At 68.6% G+C, this 18,291-nt stretch carries 14 protein-coding genes, 2 pseudogenes and 1 riboswitch; of the genes and pseudogenes, 12 read left to right on the plus strand and 4 right to left on the minus strand.

Features of this window, described 5'->3' with window-relative positions:
* Positions 1-4: 4 nt before the first annotated feature.
* Positions 5-1,132 (minus strand): histidine kinase, encoded by a 1,128-nt coding sequence (locus tag ABZ453_RS29230; protein WP_359019357.1) that lies wholly within the window; start codon positions 1,130-1,132, stop codon positions 5-7.
* 533 nt (positions 1,133-1,665) lie between these two features.
* Between ABZ453_RS29230 and ABZ453_RS29235 the strand changes: the two are divergent.
* The 7 genes and pseudogenes from ABZ453_RS29235 to ABZ453_RS29265 all read left to right on the plus strand — a co-directional run bounded on the left by ABZ453_RS29235 (position 1,666) and on the right by ABZ453_RS29265 (position 11,800).
* A pseudogene (locus ABZ453_RS29235) lies at positions 1,666-2,505 on the plus strand (amidohydrolase family protein).
* 584 nt (positions 2,506-3,089) lie between these two features.
* On the plus strand, positions 3,090-4,541 hold the full coding sequence (locus ABZ453_RS29240; RefSeq protein ID WP_359019359.1) for a menaquinone biosynthesis decarboxylase: 1,452 nt from the start codon (positions 3,090-3,092) through the stop codon (positions 4,539-4,541).
* 236 nt (positions 4,542-4,777) lie between these two features.
* A complete protein-coding gene (locus ABZ453_RS29245) occupies positions 4,778-6,223 on the plus strand; it encodes an aldehyde dehydrogenase family protein (protein WP_359019361.1) in 1,446 nt (481 codons plus the stop codon).
* A 491-nt stretch (positions 6,224-6,714) separates the two neighbouring features.
* Positions 6,715-7,764 carry an alcohol dehydrogenase catalytic domain-containing protein gene (locus ABZ453_RS29250; protein ID WP_359019363.1) on the plus strand — a complete coding sequence of 350 codons (1,050 nt, stop codon included), beginning with the start codon at positions 6,715-6,717 and terminating at the stop codon, positions 7,762-7,764.
* Between the two features lie 58 nt (positions 7,765-7,822).
* Complete coding sequence (locus tag ABZ453_RS29255) at positions 7,823-9,196, plus strand: FAD-binding oxidoreductase (protein WP_359019365.1); 1,374 nt, start codon at positions 7,823-7,825, stop codon at positions 9,194-9,196.
* Positions 9,197-9,225: 29 nt separating this feature from the next.
* Positions 9,226-9,293: riboswitch (guanidine-III (ykkC-III) riboswitch) on the plus strand.
* A gap of 212 nt (positions 9,294-9,505) precedes the next feature.
* Positions 9,506-10,123 (plus strand): TetR family transcriptional regulator, encoded by a 618-nt coding sequence (locus tag ABZ453_RS29260; protein ID WP_359019366.1) that lies wholly within the window; start codon positions 9,506-9,508, stop codon positions 10,121-10,123.
* Between the two features lie 69 nt (positions 10,124-10,192).
* A complete protein-coding gene (locus tag ABZ453_RS29265; RefSeq protein ID WP_359019368.1) occupies positions 10,193-11,800 on the plus strand; it encodes an MDR family MFS transporter in 1,608 nt (535 codons plus the stop codon).
* Positions 11,801-11,872: 72 nt separating this feature from the next.
* Here ABZ453_RS29265 and ABZ453_RS29270 read toward each other — a convergent pair whose 3' ends face one another.
* Together ABZ453_RS29270 and ABZ453_RS29275 are read right to left on the minus strand one after the other, a co-directional pair.
* A complete protein-coding gene (locus ABZ453_RS29270; protein ID WP_359019370.1) occupies positions 11,873-12,319 on the minus strand; it encodes a hypothetical protein in 447 nt (148 codons plus the stop codon).
* A 358-nt stretch (positions 12,320-12,677) separates the two neighbouring features.
* Positions 12,678-13,304 (minus strand): response regulator transcription factor, encoded by a 627-nt coding sequence (locus tag ABZ453_RS29275; RefSeq protein ID WP_356351196.1) that lies wholly within the window; start codon positions 13,302-13,304, stop codon positions 12,678-12,680.
* Positions 13,305-13,378: 74 nt separating this feature from the next.
* On the opposite strand from ABZ453_RS29275, the pseudogene eboE reads away from it, so the two are divergent.
* Together eboE and ABZ453_RS29285 are read left to right on the plus strand one after the other, a co-directional pair.
* A pseudogene (eboE, locus tag ABZ453_RS29280) lies at positions 13,379-14,242 on the plus strand (metabolite traffic protein EboE); the annotation flags it as partial.
* Positions 14,239-15,606, plus strand: coding sequence for a nucleotide pyrophosphatase/phosphodiesterase family protein (locus ABZ453_RS29285; protein WP_359019372.1), 1,368 nt, complete (start codon positions 14,239-14,241; stop codon positions 15,604-15,606). The pseudogene eboE and the gene ABZ453_RS29285, both read left to right, overlap by 4 nt.
* Before the next feature lie 18 nt (positions 15,607-15,624).
* Here the strand turns inward: ABZ453_RS29285 and ABZ453_RS29290 are convergent, their stop codons facing one another.
* Entirely contained in the window at positions 15,625-15,885 is a 261-nt protein-coding gene (locus ABZ453_RS29290; protein WP_359019374.1) for a fibronectin type III domain-containing protein, read from the minus strand.
* Between the two features lie 122 nt (positions 15,886-16,007).
* Between ABZ453_RS29290 and ABZ453_RS29295 the strand changes: the two genes are divergently transcribed.
* The 3 genes from ABZ453_RS29295 to ABZ453_RS29305 are packed head-to-tail and all read left to right on the plus strand — an operon-like array spanning position 16,008 to position 18,279.
* On the plus strand, positions 16,008-16,658 hold the full coding sequence (locus tag ABZ453_RS29295) for a TetR/AcrR family transcriptional regulator (RefSeq protein WP_359019376.1): 651 nt from the start codon (positions 16,008-16,010) through the stop codon (positions 16,656-16,658).
* A gap of 59 nt (positions 16,659-16,717) precedes the next feature.
* A complete protein-coding gene (locus tag ABZ453_RS29300) occupies positions 16,718-17,503 on the plus strand; it encodes an SDR family oxidoreductase (RefSeq protein WP_359019378.1) in 786 nt (261 codons plus the stop codon).
* A complete protein-coding gene (locus ABZ453_RS29305; RefSeq protein WP_359019380.1) occupies positions 17,500-18,279 on the plus strand; it encodes an SDR family oxidoreductase in 780 nt (259 codons plus the stop codon). Before ABZ453_RS29300 ends, ABZ453_RS29305 begins: the two co-directional genes overlap by 4 nt.
* The last annotated feature ends 12 nt before the right edge of the window (positions 18,280-18,291 follow it).

The raw sequence follows: 18,291 nt of genomic DNA on the forward strand, positions 1-18,291 counted from the left end.
ACTTTCATGTGACCGCCAGATCGTTGTACGGAAGGTCGAGCCGTAATGTGGCCCGACCGGCTGAGACCCCCGTGAGTCGGACCGAACCTCCAAGTCGCTCCGCGCGCGTGCGCAGTGTGCGGATACCAGTCCCGGTTCCCGCTGCGGGCGTTTCGTGCGGTGGCTCCGACGGCGTATCGACGGCCAGCGCGGTGACCTTGAGTGAGAGTCTTCCCTCCGTGTGGACGATCTCAACTTCGACGAGACCCGCATGAGCGTGCTTCACGGCGTTCCGCGTCCCTTCGACCGCCGCGTCGATCACCAGTCGGGCGATGTGGTCCGGCATGCGGGTGAAAGTACCGCGCCGCACAACGCGCACCGTGCAACCGGTGATGGTCTCCAACAGGCGTACCTCACCGTCCAGTTGCACGTCGAATACGAGGTTCTCGGGATCGCGGTGGAGCTTGAGCAGCGTCTCGCGCAACTCCCGGCGCGCGTCCGCCGCCGTTGTCTCGATCTCCTCGATCGCGTCGATGAGACCGGTCGGGTCGCCCTGGGCACGAGATGCCTGCGCGACCGCGCCGATCGTGAACAGCCGTTGTGCGACGGAATCGTGAAGCTGACTGGCGAGGCGCTCCCGCTCGCGCAAGCGGGCGAGCTCGAGTTCCAGCTCGCGCGCACGAACCTGCTCGAGCCCCACTGATGCGAACGTGCCCAGCTGTTCGAGAACCGTGACCGCACGGTCGCCGAGCACTCCCTCAAGGTGTGCGCCGGCATAAAGCAGGGCCTCGACACCGGCAGGGCCCAGCACGGGGACACAGGCGACCGCTCGCAGCCCCTCTCCCCGCGCCACAATCTCGACGAAGTCCCGGCTGATGTGTGCGTCCGTTGCGTAGTCGGCGACGATCATGGGGCGTTCTCGCGCCAGGACTTCGCCTCCGAGTCCGGTGTGCGGGCGAACGACGATGCTGCTCCAGCGCGGGTCGCGAATTCCTTTGGCCGAGGAGATCGGGAATTCCGTGGAGTCGGACCCGACCGCCGCGAAGGCGACATCTGAGCCCAATGCGTCTCGTGCGATGTCGACGGCAGCCTGAATAACAGCCGCCGACGTGCGCTGCAATACGATGGTTTTGACGGGCGCATAACGGTTCATGACGTACCGCTCTTCTACGGTGACGCCGCCGCAGGGCAGCAACGTAACAGTGACAGCAACGTAACACGGCGGGGGCTAGCTGACCATGGAGTGGTCACCGACCAAAAGTAGGGCCACGTTGCTTCCTTGGCAGGTGTTGCCGATCCGGGGCCGGTCGCTACCGTTGCCCGTGCCGCTGGAATCCTGACGGACCGTCAGAGAATGAAAAGAGCACACCGCTCGCCCAATGGCAACGCAGGTCCACCAAGGCGGCCGGACAATCTCGACTGGTCTGCGGCGTCTTCGAGGTTGCGCAGCCGGCATCGGTGGGGCACGAGAGGGGCACGGTATATGCGGTTCATTCCTGTGGAGATCGCCCGATGACGATCATCGCGCTGGAGGAGCACTACAGCACGCAAGCCCTTCGGGAGGCGAATGCCGACCACCCCTTTTTACGGGCGCCCGGCGGGCGGACCACCGGCCAGAAGGTCTTGTGGGCCGACGAGCAGAGGCTCGCGCGGCTCCTCGATCTGGGGGAGCAGCGGCTTGCGAACATGGACGCGGCGGGCATCGATGTGCAGGTCCTCTCGCAGACGACGCCCGGCCCGGAGAACCTGGATGCGGCCGCGGCCGTACGGCTCTCGATCGAGGCCAACGACCTCGCGGCCGAGGCGATCGCCGCCCATCCCGACCGCTTCGCAGGGTTCACCACGCTCCCGACGCCCGATCCCGGCGCGGCCGCGAAGGAACTCGAACGGACGGTGAACAGCCTGGGGTTCGTCGGGGCGATGGCGAACGGACACGCCAACGGACGCTATCTCGAAGACCAGTTCTTCTGGCCGATCTTCGAGGCCGCGGAGTCGCTGGAAGTCCCGATCTACCTCCACCCCACCTTGCCGCCTCAGCCGGTGATCGACGCGATTTACACCGGATTCTCCCCGATGGTCAACACAGCCCTCGCCAACGGATCATGGGGGTAGCACGTCGACACCGGATTCCATGTGCTCCGGCTGATCCTCGGCGGGGTCTTCGACCGGTTCCCCCGTTTGCAGCTCGTCATCGGCCACATGGGAGAAGGTCTGCCCTCGATGATCTGGCGCGCGAACCATATGCTGAACAGGGTCAGCGGCCTTGACCGGCTGATCGAGGAGTACTTCACCGAGAACGTCCACGTCACCACCAGCGGCTTCTTCGACCACGCCTCGTTCGCCGCCGCCGTGCATGCCCTGGGCACCGATCGCATCCTGTTCTCGGTCGACTACCCCTACAGCAGCAACGAAGATGCGCGCGCGTTCCTCGACGGGCTGCCGGTCAGCTCTCCGGACCGGAAGAAGATCGCGCACGCCAACGCCGAGCGGCTGCTCAGGCTCGGGGGCCGGACGCAGGACCGGTAGGCTTTCCCACATTCGGCGGGGTCGCAAGGCTGGTCCCCGCCGGCCACGTTCGGCGAGCTTGGGCATCTTCGCCCGCGGCGACGCCATCCTGCCGCGCACCGACGCGTCCAAGTCCGGCCGCTCGCCAACCGTCCTGACCTGCACCGGGCTGTCCGCCCTCGTCGGCCGTGGCGCTGCGGGGGCAGCAGTACCGTCGTCCCGGCCACCGTCGCCGAGATTGGAGCGACCGCCACGACATCGGCCTGGGCCTGCTCGGGCAGACGGTGCAACCGGCCCTGCGCGACCGCCAGTTCCTCCCGTCTGACCTGTACATCCTGCAGCTGCTTGGTCAACCGCTGGGCAAGCGCGGTCTCGTGGCGTGCCGACCTGCTGACGGTCGTAGGCGCGGATCGGTCACGGGTACGGCCGAAACCGGCAGGCCGTCGGAACGGGACGCCTGAACGTCACTTACGCCAGGCGTCGACTTGCTCAATGAACGGTCCACATGCCCCCCGGAGGAGGGCCTCGTCTGGGGTGGGGGGCAGTCACAGGGACCGGACTGCCCCGATGACGCATCGGGCGAGGAGCAGCGGATACTGGGCCGCATGGCTTACGACGATCTTCGCTCGCTGCTGCGAGCGCTGGAGCGGGACGGCGACCTCAAGCGCATCAAGGCGGAGGTCGATCCGTATCTGGAGGTCGGGGAGATCACCGACCGGGTGAACAAGGCAGGCGGACCGGCCCTGCTTTTCGAGAACGTCCGGGGCTCCTCCATGCCGCTGGCCATGAACGTCTACGGCACCGACCGGCGGCTGCTCAAAGCGCTCGGCCTGAAGTCGTACGACGAGATCAGCCAGCGGATCGGCGGGCTGCTCAAGACGGAGCTGCCCCAGGGCTTCGTGGGCTTGCGGGAAGCGTTCGGCAAGCTCGGCAGCGTCGCACACGTACCGCCGAAGAAGGTGAAGGACGCCCCGGTGCAGGAGGTGGTCCTCACCGGCGACGACGTGGACCTGGAGCAGCTGCCCGCGGTCTTCACCTGGCCCGAGGACGCCGGGTCCTTCTTCAATCTGGGCCTGACCCACACCAAGGACCCCGAGAGCGGCATCCGCAACCTCGGCCTCTACCGCCTCCAGCGGCACGACAAGCGCACCATCGGAATGCACTGGCAGATCCACAAGAACAGCCGCAATCACTATCAGATGGCCGCGCAGCGCGGAGAGCGGCTGCCGGTCGCCATTGCCTTCGGCTGTCCGCCCGCGGTGACGTACGCCTCCACGGCGCCATTGCCCGAGGGCATCGACGAGTACCTGTTGGCCGGCTTTCTCCAGGGCAAGAGGGTGGAGATGGTGCACTGCAAGACGGTCCCGCTCCAGGTTCCGGCGCGCGCCGAAGTCGTGCTGGAGGGTTGGCTGGAGCCGGGGCGGATGCTGCCGGAGGGGCCCTTCGGTGACCACACCGGCTTCTACACACCCCAGGAGGAATTCCCCGCCCTGACCATCGACTGCGTCACGATGCGGCGCCGCCCGCTGCTCCAGTCGATCGTTGTCGGTCGCCCCCCGACGGAGGACGGCCCGCTGGGACGGGCGACCGAGCGCTTCTTCCTGCCTCTGATCAAAATCATCATCCCGGACATCGTGGACTTTCATCTGCCGGAGGCGGGTGGCTTCCACAACTGTGCGATCGTCGCCATCGACAAGAAGTACCCCAAGCACGCGCAGAAGGTGATGCACGCCGTCTGGGGTGCGCACTCGCTGTCGCTGTCCAAGCTCGTCATCGTGGTGGACGCGGACTGCGACGTCCACGATCTGTACCAGGTGGCCTGGCGAGCGCTGGGCAACGCCGACTACTCCCGCGACCTGACTGTGGTCGAGGGCCCGGTGGACCACCTCGACCACGCCTCGTACCAGCAGTTCTGGGGCGGCAAGGCGGGCATCGACGCCACCCGGAAACTCCCCGAGGAAGGCTATGTACGCGACGGAGGCTGGCCACAGATGGTTGAGTCCGACCCGGACACGACGGCGCTGGTCGACCGCCGCTGGAAGCAGTACGGACTTTGACGCCACCCGTGCAGAGACGTGGGAGCACAGCGATCAGGCGATGCCTTTCTGCGGAAGGCGAAGTCGTGGCGCTCGGGTCGAAGCAGCCCTGACCGGCGGGTCCGCGGCCCGTGCTTCCGCGGCGTTCCGCTATTGGGCACTGTCCGTGCCGCATAGGGGAATCCGTAATCGCACTGTCCCGACACGCGGCGTGCGCTGCTAACGTCCGTCACACGTCGAAGAAGGGATTCCGCACCATGACGCAGACCATGGTGCCGCAGGTCGGGCACCTGATCGCCGGGGAAACTTCCGTTACCGGACTCCGGGAGGTGCACGACCCGGGGCACCTCGACAATGTCGTCGCGCAGGTCGCCGTCGGGACCGCCGATGACGTGGACCGCGCGGTACGCGCCGCGCACGACGCCTTCCCCGCCTGGCGTGACACTCCGGCCGGCGAGCGGGCGCGGAAGCTGCTCGCCGCCGCGGAGATCCTTGCCGGCAGCAGCGAGGAGCTCGCCCCGCTGCTGGTCGGTGAGCACGGCGGTGTTATGTGGGAAGCCCAGACCGACTTCGCACTGGGCACCGGTGTGCTGCAGAACACCGCAGGCCTGACGGAGGAGTTCCTCCGCCCGGTCCAGTTCGACGACGAGCAGAGCTTCATCAGCGTGGAGAAGGTTCCCCGGGGCGTCGCAGCCGCCATCGTGCCGTGGAACATGCCGATCGTGCTGACCATGGTGAAGCTCGCGCCCGCGCTGGCTACCGGCAACACGCTCGTGCTCAAGCCCTCACCGTTCGCGTCCGCCGCGTTGACACTCGCCCTGGAGAAGATCGCCGCCGTACTCCCCGCCGGTGTGCTCAATGTCGTCCATGGTGAAGGCGATGTGGGCGCCGCGCTCTGCGGTCATCCGCTGGTTCGCAAGGTCGGCTTCACCGGCGGCACCGCGACCGCGCGCAAGGTCATCGAGGCGACCGCGTCGACGACCAAGAATCTCACGCTGGAACTCGGCGGAAACGACCCCGCCATACTCCTCGACGACGCTGACATCGACGCGGTCCTCGACCGGATCCTGACGGGCGTCTACACCCGGAGCGGGCAGATCTGCTTCGCGGTCAAGCGCATCTACGTGCCGCGCCGGATCTACCAGCGCTTCGCGGACGCGTTCTGCGACCGGGTCAACGAGTACGCGGTCGGCCACGGCCTCGATCCACAGGCGAGTTTCGGCCCGCTCAACAACGAGGCCCAGTTCAAGAAGGTCCTCGACCTGCTCGACCGCACCCGTAACTCCTCGGCGCAGCTGGTCGAGCTCGGCCGCAAACTCGACCCTTCCTCCTGGGAAAACGGCTACTACGTCCTTCCCCACGTCGTGCGGGACGTCGAGCACACCGCACCGGTCTCCTACGAGGAGCAGTTCGGTCCTGTCGTCCCACTCATCGCCTATGACGACGAGGACCAGGCCGTCCGCTGGGCCAACGACAGCGAGTACGGCCTGTGTTCGTCGGTCTGGACGGCGGACCCCGAGCGGGGCCTGGAGCTGGCCCGCCGCATCGAGGCGGGCAGCACGTTCATCAACACCCACTCCTTCGAATCGCTGGACCTGCGCATGCCCTTCGGCGGGATCAAGCAGAGCGGCATCGGCCGCGAGTTCGGGGCGGCCGGCCTGCCCGAGTACGTGGAAGGCCACTCGATCCGTCTCCTGAAGTAGACCCGGAACCAGGACCGCACCGGCGTCCGGGGCAGGGAATGGCGGCGGCGATGGTCGCCTCGGCACCACCGGGCGGCGTGAGCGGACACGTGGCCGCCGCTGTGAGGCGGATCGCGAACTCCCCGACCGCCGCTCGGTGTTCTACGGACGTCGGCTGAGCGCACGCAGATCGACGAGTTCATGACCCGGACGTCGCGAAACCCGACCGGGACAAGCCAGTGGAGCGCGCATCCCTCCCGGACAGGCCAAGCCCACCACGAGCGAGCGCAGGACTTCGCACAACTTCCGCGCAGTGACCGGCCGCTCCAGCACGCGCGACCCGACGGGGCGAGGCTCCGCTCGCGGTGAGACGGCCGACCACATCCGTCAGCAGCCCGTCCGTGCGAGACGGCCGGCGGGGGCCCGGGATGCGCCTCAACCCATCGACGAGCACGAAGTGATCAGGCGCACCCCGGGGAAACGAGGAGACGCGCCGGGAAAGGCAGGGACACATGTCGACCATGCAGGCGGTCGTCCTGACCGGTGAACGGACGGTCGAGGTACAGAAGGTGGGCCGGCCCGGCGAGCTGAGTCCGACGGACGCACTGGTCAGGATCGATCTGGCCGCCATCTGCGGCACGGATCTGCACGTCTACGAGCGGACCATGCCGGTGGAGACCGGCGTGATCATGGGCCACGAGTTCGTCGGGACCGTCGAGGCGGTCGGCTCGGCGGTACGGCAGTTCGAGCCCGGCGACAGGGTCGCCGGGTCCTGCGTCGCCAGCTGTGGCAACTGCCGGTCGTGCCGTCGGGGACACAGCGCGGTCTGCGCTGACATGCGCGTCTACGGGCTGGGGGCCGGATTCGGCGATCTGCCGGGCGTGCATGCCCAGTTCGCGGTGGCGCCGTTCGCCGACGGGTCGCTGCGCAGGATCACGGATGCGAGCAAGGCCGAGGACATGCTGTTCGTGGGGGACATCCTCACCACTGCCTACGAAGCGGTGCGCCAGTCCTTCCGCCCTGGGGACGCGGTGGCCGTCGTCGGTGCGGGCCCGGTCGGGCTGTGTGCGGTGATGTCGGCCAAGGCGATCGGCGCCGGCACCATCGCCGTTCTGGACACGGTGCCGGAGCGGCTCGCGCTCGCGGAGAAGCTCGGCGCGACCCCGGTCGACGTCAGCCGGGAGGACGCGGTGGACGCCGTGTTCGACCTGACCGGCCGTCGGGGAGCCGATGTGGTCGTCGAGGCCGTGGGGTCGCCTGCGGCGCTGTCCAGCGCCTGCAAGGTCGTCGCCGTCGGCGGACAGATCGCCCTTCCCGGAGCCCATCTCGAGCCATCCCTCGAACTGCCGTTGGGCGAGCTGTGGATCAAGCAGGTGTCGGTCAAGGGCGGAGTCTGCAACGTCGTGAACTACATCGACGAGGTCATCGCTCTGGTCGAGGCGGGCGCGCTGAAGCCCTCCGCAATCATCTCTCACCGGATCCCACTGTCCGAGGCCGCCGACGCGTATGACCTCTTCGCGCGGCGCGAGGCGGTCAAAGTCGTGCTGGACCCCTCCAAGTGACGATCCGACCGAGACAGGTACGCCCGTGGTGAACGAACCACTGTTGATAGGAGAGCCAATGGAGACGAACCGTTCCGATGCGGACCTGCCCGTCGGAGGCGCGGTCTTCCGCGGCAGCCCCGACTACGAGCAGCGTCGGCGCGGACTGTCGTGGACCCGGACAGTTCCGGAGCGGCATCCCAACGCCATCGTCCCCGCCCGCGATGTGGCCGACGTTCAGAACGCCGTCAGGTTCGCTGTGGACAAGGGGTGGCTCATCGCTCCGAAATCCGGAGGACACAGCCACATCGGGTCCAGCATCCGTGATGACGCCCTCGTGATCGACATGGCGGCGATGAACCACCTGGAGATCGATCCGGTCGCTCGAAAGGCCAAGGTCGGTCCCGGAGTCAAGAGCGACCAACTGGCCGAGGCACTCGCCCAGCACGGTCTGGCCTTTCCGGTCGGGCATTGTCGAAGCACCGGGATGGGCGGCTACCTCCTCGGGGGCGGGCTCGGGATCAACTGGAACCAGTGGGGCCCCGCCTGCTACTCGGTCACCGGGCTCGATGTCGTCGGCGCCGACGGATCGGTCCGGAAGGTCGACGACGAGAACGACGGCGATCTCATGTGGCTCGCGCGTGGATGCGGTCCGTCCTTCCCCGGCGTGATCACCGCGTACTACCTGGACGTCAAGCCGATGCCGGCCATCCGGGTCAGCATGTATGTCTTCCCCCTGGAAGACACGTCCGTGGTCTCCGCATGGCTCGATGAGCTGACGCCGCGGCTGTCGGCAACGGTGGAACCGTTCGCCTTCCTCGCCGGCCCCGTCTTCGGTGGGGATGCCCCGCCCGAGGCCCGGTTCATCGCCGTCGCGGCGTTCGCGTTCGACGAGGACGAGGAGGCCGCGGAAGTCGCGCTGCGTCCACTCCGGTCAACCCCCCGGAAGCCCCTCATGGCCGAGCACGCCTCTCCTCGACAGTTCCAGGATCTCTTCGCTCTGATCGATCTGTTCCTCCCGCCCGACAAGCCCCGCGTCCACTGCGACTCGATGTGGAGTGACGACGGTGTTCAGCAGCTTCTCGGAGCGCTGGAACAGCACATGGCATCGTGTCCTTCGCCCCTGAACAACATCCTTCTCTTCCAGCCGCCGCGTATCCCGCTCCGGGACAACGCGTGCTTCTCCATGATGAGGTCGAACATCGTAACGATCTATGGACTGCACGAGTCGGAGGAGGAGAACGAGGCCAACGCTGACTGGGTGGCCGAAGGGATGGCACTGCTGGAGCCGTTCACGGCTGGATACTGGGTCAACGAGGCGGACCTGCTGGCGGATCCGGGGCGCGCCAGTAACTCGTTCGCCCCCGAGGTGTGGTCGAGAATGCGGTCCGTGCGGTCCAAGTACGACGACTGGGGCCTGTTCGCCGATTTTCCGAGCCTTCAGGGCAGCTGAACTGCGGAGCCGTGGGTGGCACCGTCACGGCGGAGGCTCACAGGTGCCGGCTCCGGACGAGGTGTGCGCCGTACCGGGCCCGACAGGACGACGCACTCAGGTGGCGTCCTGGCCGCGGACGCACCTTTCGCCCTGGCGAGTTCTTCCTCGGCCGGGATGGCGGACGAGCTGGTCGACGGCCGGCCCGACCGCCACCCCCGACACCAGTTCGGTCCACGCGAACCTCGCACGGCGACTGTCTGCCGCCGCCTGAGCGGGCGACAGATTGCACACTGCGCAATGTTTGCATGATATGCAAGAATGTTCCTCATGGCTTCCACGAGTGAGGGGCTCCGTGAACGTCGGCGTCGGCAGACCCGGCACGAGATTCACGCGGCGGCACTGCGGCTGACTCAGGAGCAGGGCTTCGACGCCGTCACCGTCGACCTGATCAGCGCCGAGGCCGGTGTCTCGCCGCGAACGTTCTTCAACTACTTCCCGAACAAGGAGGCGGCGGTCCTGCCCGGGCCTCCCCTCCAGCTGCCGTCGTCGTTGGTCGACGAGTTCGTCGCGCGCGGCACCGCGCACCCCCGGGAGGTGCTTGCGGACCTCACCCGGCTGCTCGTACGGGACCTGGCCGACAACCCGCCGCTCCGCCAGGAGATGCACGCCGCCTTCGCCCTCACACGAAGTCACCCCGCGCTGCTGGCCACGATGCTGGCCCGGTTCGAGGCGTTTCAGCGCTCCGTCGCCGAGGCGGTCGCCATACGGCTCCGGCAGCCGCCGGACGGTGAAGTGCCGGCCCTGATCGCCGCGCTCGCCCTCACCGCGATGCGTACCGGTCTGGAGCGCTGGGCGGGCGACGAATGTCCGGGCGACACCGACGACTCCCCGGTGCCGTACGTCGAGCGCTCGGCGGAACTCCTCCGCACTTTGCTGACCTCGTGACCGCGCCCTGCTCGCGGCATGCGGCGTGACGTTCCCCCTGCTTGATCCCCCGATGTTTCAGGAGCCACCTTGAGTCACTCGACCCCGGTCACGGAGGGGGAGCAGAACTCCTCCGGCCCGCCGCACCACTTCGGCCTCGTCTTCGCCGCTCTCATGGCCGCGATGCTCCTCGCGTCCCTTGACCAGACCATCGTCAGCACCGCGCTGCCCACCATCGTGGGCGAGCTGCATGGCGTGAGCCACCTGGCGTGGGTGACCACCGCCTACATCCTGGCGGCCACGATCGCCATGCCCGTCTATGGCCGTCTCGGAGACCTGATCGGCCGTAAGAGTCTCTTCCTCGGCGGCATAGCGGTGTTTCTCGTGGGCTCGGTGATCGCGGGCGCGGCCCAGGACATGACCTGGCTGATCGTCGGGCGGGCCGTGCAGGGCCTGGGCGGCGGCGGTCTGATGATCACCTCTCAGGCGATCATCGCCGACCTGGTACCGCCGCGACAGCGTGCGAAGTACATGGCTCCGATGGGTGCCGTCTTCGGCCTCTCCTCCGTCGCCGGTCCGCTGCTCGGCGGCTGGTTCACCGACGGTCCCGGCTGGCGCTGGGCCTTCTGGATCAACCTGCCGGTCGGTGTCCTGGCGCTGGCGATCGGAACGTTCGCACTTCGCTTGCCGCGCCGGGCCGCCGAAGTCGTCTTCGACTACCTCGGCTTCGCTCTCATGGCCGCCGCGGTGACCTGCACCGTGCTCCTGGCCGAGTGGGGCGGCACGGACTACGCATGGTCGGACCCGGTCATCCTCGCCATGGCCGCCGGCGGCCTGCTGGCCTGGGTGCTCTTCTTCTACTCCCAGAGCCGGGCCCCGGAGCCGATCATCCCGTTGCGGCTGTTCCACAGCCGGATCTTCAACATCGCCACCCTCATCGGTCTCCTGGTGATCGGTATCGGCATGTTCGCGGTCATCGGCTACCTGCCGACATATCTGCAGATGGTCTACGGCGTCAGTGCCACCGAGTCCGGGTTGCTGCTCATCCCTCTGGTCGTCGGCCTCATGGCCACCGCCATCCCCTCCGGTCAGCTGATGAGCAAGAGCGGCCGGTACAAGATCTTCCCGATCGTCGGCACGATCCTCGTCGGTGTCGCGGCACTGCTGATGTCCACCCTGGACACCGGCACGTCGCTGGTCGTGGTCGGCGTCTATGTGTTCGTGCTCGGTGCGGGGCTGGGCCTGGTGATGCAGCCCCTGGTGCTGGCGGTGCAGAACGACTTCCCCGGTTCGGACGTGGGCACGGCGACCTCCGCCAACAACTTCTTCCGCGAGATCGGTGCCACCCTCGGCACCGCCGCCGTCGGGTCGCTGTTCACCCACCGCCTCACCGACCAACTCGCCGCCCGACTGGGAGGTACGGGTGCGGGTCCCGTCGGGGACACGCAATCGCTCACTCCGGCCCTCGTCCACTCCCTGCCGGAGAAGGTCCAGAACGAGGTGATCCTGGCCTATCAACAGGCGCTGACGCCTGTGTTCCGATACCTGGTTCCGGTGTTCGTCCTCGGCCTGGTGCTCGCGTTGCTCCTTCCCGAGAAGAAGCTCTCCGACGGCCATGGCGAGGGGGACGCCGACGACTCCGGGATCTCGCCCGTTCCGGCTCCGGGCGCCGAGGCGGCGGCGCCGTCCGGACCGTGACGGCGGCGGGGGCGAGCGGGCTCGCCCCCGCCATGAGGGGCTGGGGGGTGTCACCCCGCGCTCGTGGGCCGGCTATCCGGCGATCTTCTGCTTCAGCTGCGCGGCTCCGTCCTTTATCTTCCTCTCGGCCTCGGCACGCTTGCGGTCGCGCCTCTCCTTCGCCTCGTCCTTCCTGAGTCGGTCGGCGGCCCTTTCCATCGCCTTGAGTTCGGTGCGGACCGAGTCCGACGGGCGGCGTTCCAGGACGGCGTCGTAGCGCATGGCCAGCAGGTCCACGGGCTGGGGGTCGGCCTCGCGGACCTCGGCGAGGATCGCGGTGCCCCCTGGCGGCATGTTGGAGGTGACGATGGCGACGGTGCCGGTGGTTTCCTCGGCCCGCTTGTAGTCGTAGCCGCCGCCGATCACGGCGCCGATGCCCCAGCCCGTCAATATGCCGAGAGGGCCGCCGAGGATACCGACGAGTGAACCCACCAGTCCGCCGACGGCCGTGTTGCGTCCGGCCTCGGTCTCCAGGCCCATGGGGATGCGCACCGTGCCGTCTTCCAGGCGTTCGAGGAGGACGGCGCCGCGGACCTCGACGGTGGTGGACGTGAGGTGTTTGAGGCCTGCGCGAAAAGATGTTCGGGCAGGCGGACGAGCATCTCGCCGCCGTGCTGGCCAAGGCCGCCGCACAGGGCGAACTGCGCCCCGGCGTCGAGGAGCACGCCCGGGACCTGGTGGCCGGCATCCTGGGCCCGCTGCTGTTCTGGCGTTTCATGCACGGCATGCGGCTCGACGACGACAAGGTGGCCATGGCGGTCGATACGGCACTCGCCCCTGGCGGCCCAAGAGCTGAGGGACCGGAAACGGCGAACGCCGGTGAAGCACCGCTGGGGCGTCAAGTACTGAGTATTCCCCGGGAGAGCGCGACGGTGACGGCTGCGGTGCGGTCGTTGACACCCAGCTTGACGAAGGTGCGCAGCAGGTGCGTCTTCACCGTCGCTTCGCCGATGTACAACTGCCGACCGATCTCGCTGTTGGACAGGCCGCGCGCGACGAGGCCGAGCACCTGAACCTCACGCGGCGTCAACTGCTCCCCGGCCGGCGCCTGCATGCGTGTCACCAGCCGGGCGGCCACCGGAGGGGCGAGGACGGTCTCACCGCGGGCGGCTGCCCGGATCGCGTCGGTCAGCGTGCCGATGGGGGTGTCCTTGAGCAGGTATCCGGTGGCGCCGGCCTCGATCGCTGTCAGGATGTCGGCATCGCCTTCGTAGGTGGTCAGCACGAGCACGCGAATGCCGGGGTGTTCCTGGCGGATGCGCGCCGTCGCGGTCACGCCGTCCGTACCCGGCATCCGCAGGTCCATCAGGACGACGTCGGGGCGTGTGGCGGCGGCCAGGACGATCGCCTCGTCGCCGGAACCCGCTTCGCCGACGACCCGCAGGTCGTCGTAGGCCTCGAGCATGCCGCGCAGGCCGAAGCGGACGACGGGATGATCGTCGACGATCAGGACATGGACGGTCATCGGCCCGGTTCCGCCCGCTCGGAGGTCGCGGCGGAGGTGAGATCAGGCAGGGGGTGCGGGCCAGGCACCGCCGGCTCCGGAAGGACGTCTACCTGCCCGACTGGGCCGACGAGGCCCGGCTGCGGCACACCCTCGACTGCGCCCGCGTGCTCGCGGGCCTGCTGCCCCAGGATGCCGAGCGCGGAAGCGTCTCCACGCTGCCCCTGGCCTGGCGGGATCCCTGGCCGACGGAGCGGGCCGACACCGCCCGACGCGCCCTGGACCTGCTGGCCGACGGGCTCGCCGCCATCGAGGCCGACACCGGCCGCCGTATCAGGGTCGGCTTCGAGCCCGAGCCCGGCTGCGTCGTCGAAACCACCGCACAGGCGGTACGGGAACTGGGCGGCCTCGACCCGGAACGGCTCGGAGTCTGCCTGGACGCCTGTCACCTCGCCGTCCAGTTCGAGGACCCGAGGGCCGCGCTCGACCAGCTGTCCGCCGCCGGCCTGCCCCTGGTGAAGCTCCAGGCATCCTGCGCCGTCGAGGCGGCCGACCCGGCGGACCCCATGGCCCGGAAGGCTCTGCGTCGCCTCGCCGAACCCCGCTTCCTGCACCAGACGCGCACGACCCACCTGGGTACGGTGCTCGGCGTGGACGACCTGGGTGACGCCCTGGACGGCGGGCTGCCCACCGGCTCCGGCCCCTGGCGGACCCACTTCCATGCCCCGCTGCACGCCGACCCCGAACCGCCGCTGCGCACCACCGCCGGCCATCTCACCGATGTACTCGCCGGAGTGCTGGGCGGACTCACCGCCCTCTGCGACCACATCGAGGTCGAGACCTACACCTGGTCCGTCCTCCCCGGACCCCCCGCCGACCTCGCCGGCGGCATCGCAACCGAACTCGCCTGGGCCCGCGAGCGGTTGACCGGACTCGGCCTCAAGGAGGACCACTCATGAAACGCCTCGTCGTCCTCGACATCGTGGGTCTCACCCCCCATCTGCTGCGGCACATGCCGTCCGTCGCCGCACTCGGCGAACAAGGCGCCCGGACCCGTCTCGACACCGTGCTCCCCGCGGTAACCTGCACCGTCCAATCGACCCTCCTCACCGGCGAACTCCCCTCGGTGCACGGGGTGGTGGGCAACGGCTGGTACTTCCGCGACCTCGGCGAGGTCATGCTGTGGCGGCAGCACAACGCCCTCGTCGGCGGTGAAAAGATCTGGGACACAGCACGCAGGAGCGAGCCCGGCTACACCGTCGCCAACGTCTGCTGGTGGTACGCCATGGGCGCGGACGTCGACTGGACCGTCACCCCCCGCCCCATCTACTACTCCGACGGGGCCAAGGAGCCCGACTGCTACACCTGGCCGCCCACTCTGCACGACGAACTCACCGACCGCCTCGGCCCGTTCCCCCTCTTCACGTACTGGGGCCCGAACGCAGGCCTGCCGTCGACCCAGTGGATCCTCGGTGCCGCCCGCCAGATCTTCGACGAGAAACACCCCGACCTCACCCTCGTCTACGTCCCCCACCTCGACTACGAACCCCAGCGCAGCGGCCCCGACTCACCCCAGACCATCCGCGCCGCCCGCCAACTGGACACCGCACTGGCTCCGTTGATCGAGCACCTCCAGCGCGCGGGTGCCACCGTCGTCGTGCTCAGCGAGTACGGCATCACCCCCGTCTCCCGACCCGTCGACATCAACCGCGCCCTGCGCCGAGCCGGCCTGCTGGAAGTGCACACCCAGGACGGCATGGAGTACCTCGACCCCTGGGCCTCCCGCGCGTTCGCGGTCGCCGACCATCAGATCGCCCACGTGTATCTGAAGGACCCCGCTGACACTGCTGCTGTCGCCAAGCTCCTCGGTGAACTCGACGGAGTGGAGCAACTGCTGGACGCCGACGGCAAAGCGGCCCACGGCATCGACCACGAGCGCTCCGGCGACCTCGTCGCACTCGCCGACCCCGACGCCTGGTTCACGTACTACTACTGGCTCGACGACGCCCGCGCCCCGGACTTCGCCCGCCAGGTCGAGATCCACCGCAAACCCGGCTACGACCCTGCCGAGTTGCTCTACGACGACACGGTCCCCGCGGTGAAACTGCGCGCCGTCGGCTCCGTGCTGCGCAAGAAGGCCGGCTTCCGCTACCGGATCCGTACGGTTCCGCTGGACCCCTCGGGCGTCAGCGGAAGCCATGGGCGCCTGCCGACGAACCCCGACCACGCCCCTGTACTGCTGTGTTCAGAACCGGAGCTGCAGCAGGAGGCCTACGCGGCCACCGAGGTGAAGTCACTGCTCTTGCGTCTGGCAGGTATATGAGGCGGCCACCGCCCTCCATCACACCACCGGCACCGTCTCGCCGGTTGCGATGCCGCCTTCGCCGAACGCGTCCACCGCCACCCAGTACTCCGCGCCGGCATTGAGAGAGGGCAGGTCGAGAGAGGTCCGCTCGTACACCAGCCAGCTGTGGTAGAGCTTCTCCGGATGGCGGCCGTAGCGGATGTTGTAGCCGATGGCCCCGGTCGCCGCGTCCCACTCGATGCCGGCGGTGCGGCCGTCGACACGGCGGGTCCTAGGACAAACCGGGTGCGGAGGCACGGCGTCACCCGTGCCGAAGACCCGCACACCGCGTTAACTAAATTTTCCTCTTACGGAAATCCGATTCTCAATTCCGCGCAGCAGTGATCTCATCGGAGGCCTGTGCCGTGGTTCAGCCGTCCGTGAAGCAACAGATCGTCCTGACCGCGGAGCGGCTCTTCGCCGAGCACGGTCTCGAAGGAGTGTCACTGCGCCAGATCAGCGCGGCGGCCGGGAACGGCAACAACACGGCGGTGCAGTACCACTTCGGCACCAAGGAACGCCTGGTCCAGGAGATCTTCGAGTACCGCCTGCCCGGCCTGAACGAGCGGCGTCGGCTGTTGATCGCCCGTCAGCGTCCGGACGATCTCAGGACGTGGGTGGAGTGCCACATGCTGCCCGTCCTGGAACAGGGTGAACAGGAGGGCAGCCACTACCTCAGCTTCGTCGCCATGCTTCAGCAGTACGGCCACCGGGACCTGTTCGAGCGGCTCCCACCCGAACTGGCCAGGCCCACCACCGACTTCGTCGAGCGGATCGGCACGATGCTTCCCCACCTGCCCGAGCCCCTGCGCGGCCACCGCGTCGCACAGGTCCTGTCCTTCGGTGTGCACGCCGCCTCCCAGCGCGAGCGCACCCGGGCTCACGGCGGGCGGGTGCTGCCCTTCGCCGTGCACGTCGGCGACCTCCTGGACGGCCTGGTCGGCTTCCTCAACGCTCCGCTCTCCGCCGCCACCGCTGCCGTGCTGGGCGAGAGCGAAGCGAGTGAACCAGTCCTGCCGCTGCACCCCTGATTCATCCGCCTTCCCGGCGAGTCAGTCTTCCCACCCGCGAGCGGAGGAGCGACGCTCCGATGAGTTTCGATCTGCACAACGCCGTGGCGGTCGTCACCGGCGCGGGCAGCGGCATCGGCCGCGCCGCGGCCCACGCCTTCGCCGGCCGGGGCGCGCGCGTGGTCGTCACCGACCTCGACGGCGATCGGGCCCGTACCGTCGCCGCCGAACTCGGCGAGCGGGGCGTCCCCGCGGTCTGCGACGTGACCAGCCTCGACGACCTCCAGACGGTCCGAAAGCTGACCCTTGAGCGCTTCGGCCGTATCGACCTGGTCATGAACAACGTCGGCATCCTCGCCGTCGGTCCCGCCGAGGCCATCCCCCTGGAGGCATGGCAACGCGTCGTCGACGTCAACCTGTTGGGTGTCGTACGCAGCAACCTCGCCTTCCTGCCCCACCTGCTGGAGCGGGGCTCGGGACACATCGTCAACACCGCTTCCACGGCGGGCCTGTTGCCCTACGGCTTCGACCGGCTGCCGTACACCGCAACCAAGCACGCGATCGTCGGCCTGTCCGAGGCCCTCGCCCTGTACCTGCGCCCCCGCGGCATCGGTGTCTCATGCCTCTGCCCGGCCGGCGTCGCCACCAACATCGTCGAACAGATCAGCTTCTACGGGGAACCGGCCCCGCCCCGCGGACCCGACTTCCCGGTCCTGGACGCCCGCGCGGTCGGTGAACTCGTCGCCGACGGCGTCGCCCAGGACCGCTTTCTCATCCTCACCGCGCCGCAGGCCGCCGACGAACTGCGCGAGCACGGTGCCGACATCGACGCCTACCTGTCCCGCCTGACGAAGGATGCCCCATGAGCAGCAGCACCATCGACCGGCTCCGTCTGGACGGCAAGGTCGCCGTCGTCACCGGCGGTGCCGGTGCCATCGGCCAGGTCTACGGCCGGGCCCTGGCGGAGGCCGGTGCCTCGGTCGTCCTGGCGGACCTCAACGGCGAAGGCGCAGAGCAGGCCGCCAAGACCCTGGCGGCCGACGGCCGGCAGGCGCTCGGCGTGCGGGTCGACATCACCGACCGTGCCTCGGCCGCCCACATGGCCGCGAGGGCCGTCGAGGCCTTCGGCGGCATCGACATCCTGGTCAACAACGCCGCCCTCATGACCGGGATACCCCAGGTCGACATCCTGGACCTGCCCGTCGACTGGTTCGACCGGGTCATGCGCGTCAACGTGTTCGGCGCCGTCGTCTGCGCCGGCGCGGTCAAGACCGCGATGGTCGAGCGGGGCGGTGGACGCATCATCAACCAGGTCTCCGCCGGGGCCTTCATGGGCGGCGGCGTCTACGGCGTCAGCAAGCTCGCTCTTGTCAACGTCACCGTCGGCCTCGCCCGCTCCCTCGGCCCCCTCGGCATCAACGTCAACGCCGTCGCCCCCGGACTGGTCGAGAACGAACCGGGCCTGCGCAGCCTTCCCGCCGACCACCCCGCACGCGCGGCGCTCACAGCCGCCATACCGGGCAAGAAGTCCGCGCCCGCCGAAGACCTGCTCGGCACGCTGCTCCTGCTCGCCTCCCCGGCCGGTGAATGGATCAACGGGCAGACGATCAGCGTCGACGGCGGCTGGGTCACCCGGCTGTGACCGGCACCGGAA

Source organism: Streptomyces sp. NPDC005799 (genome assembly GCF_040630525.1).
Lineage (GTDB): Bacteria > Actinomycetota > Actinomycetes > Streptomycetales > Streptomycetaceae > Streptomyces > Streptomyces griseorubiginosus_B.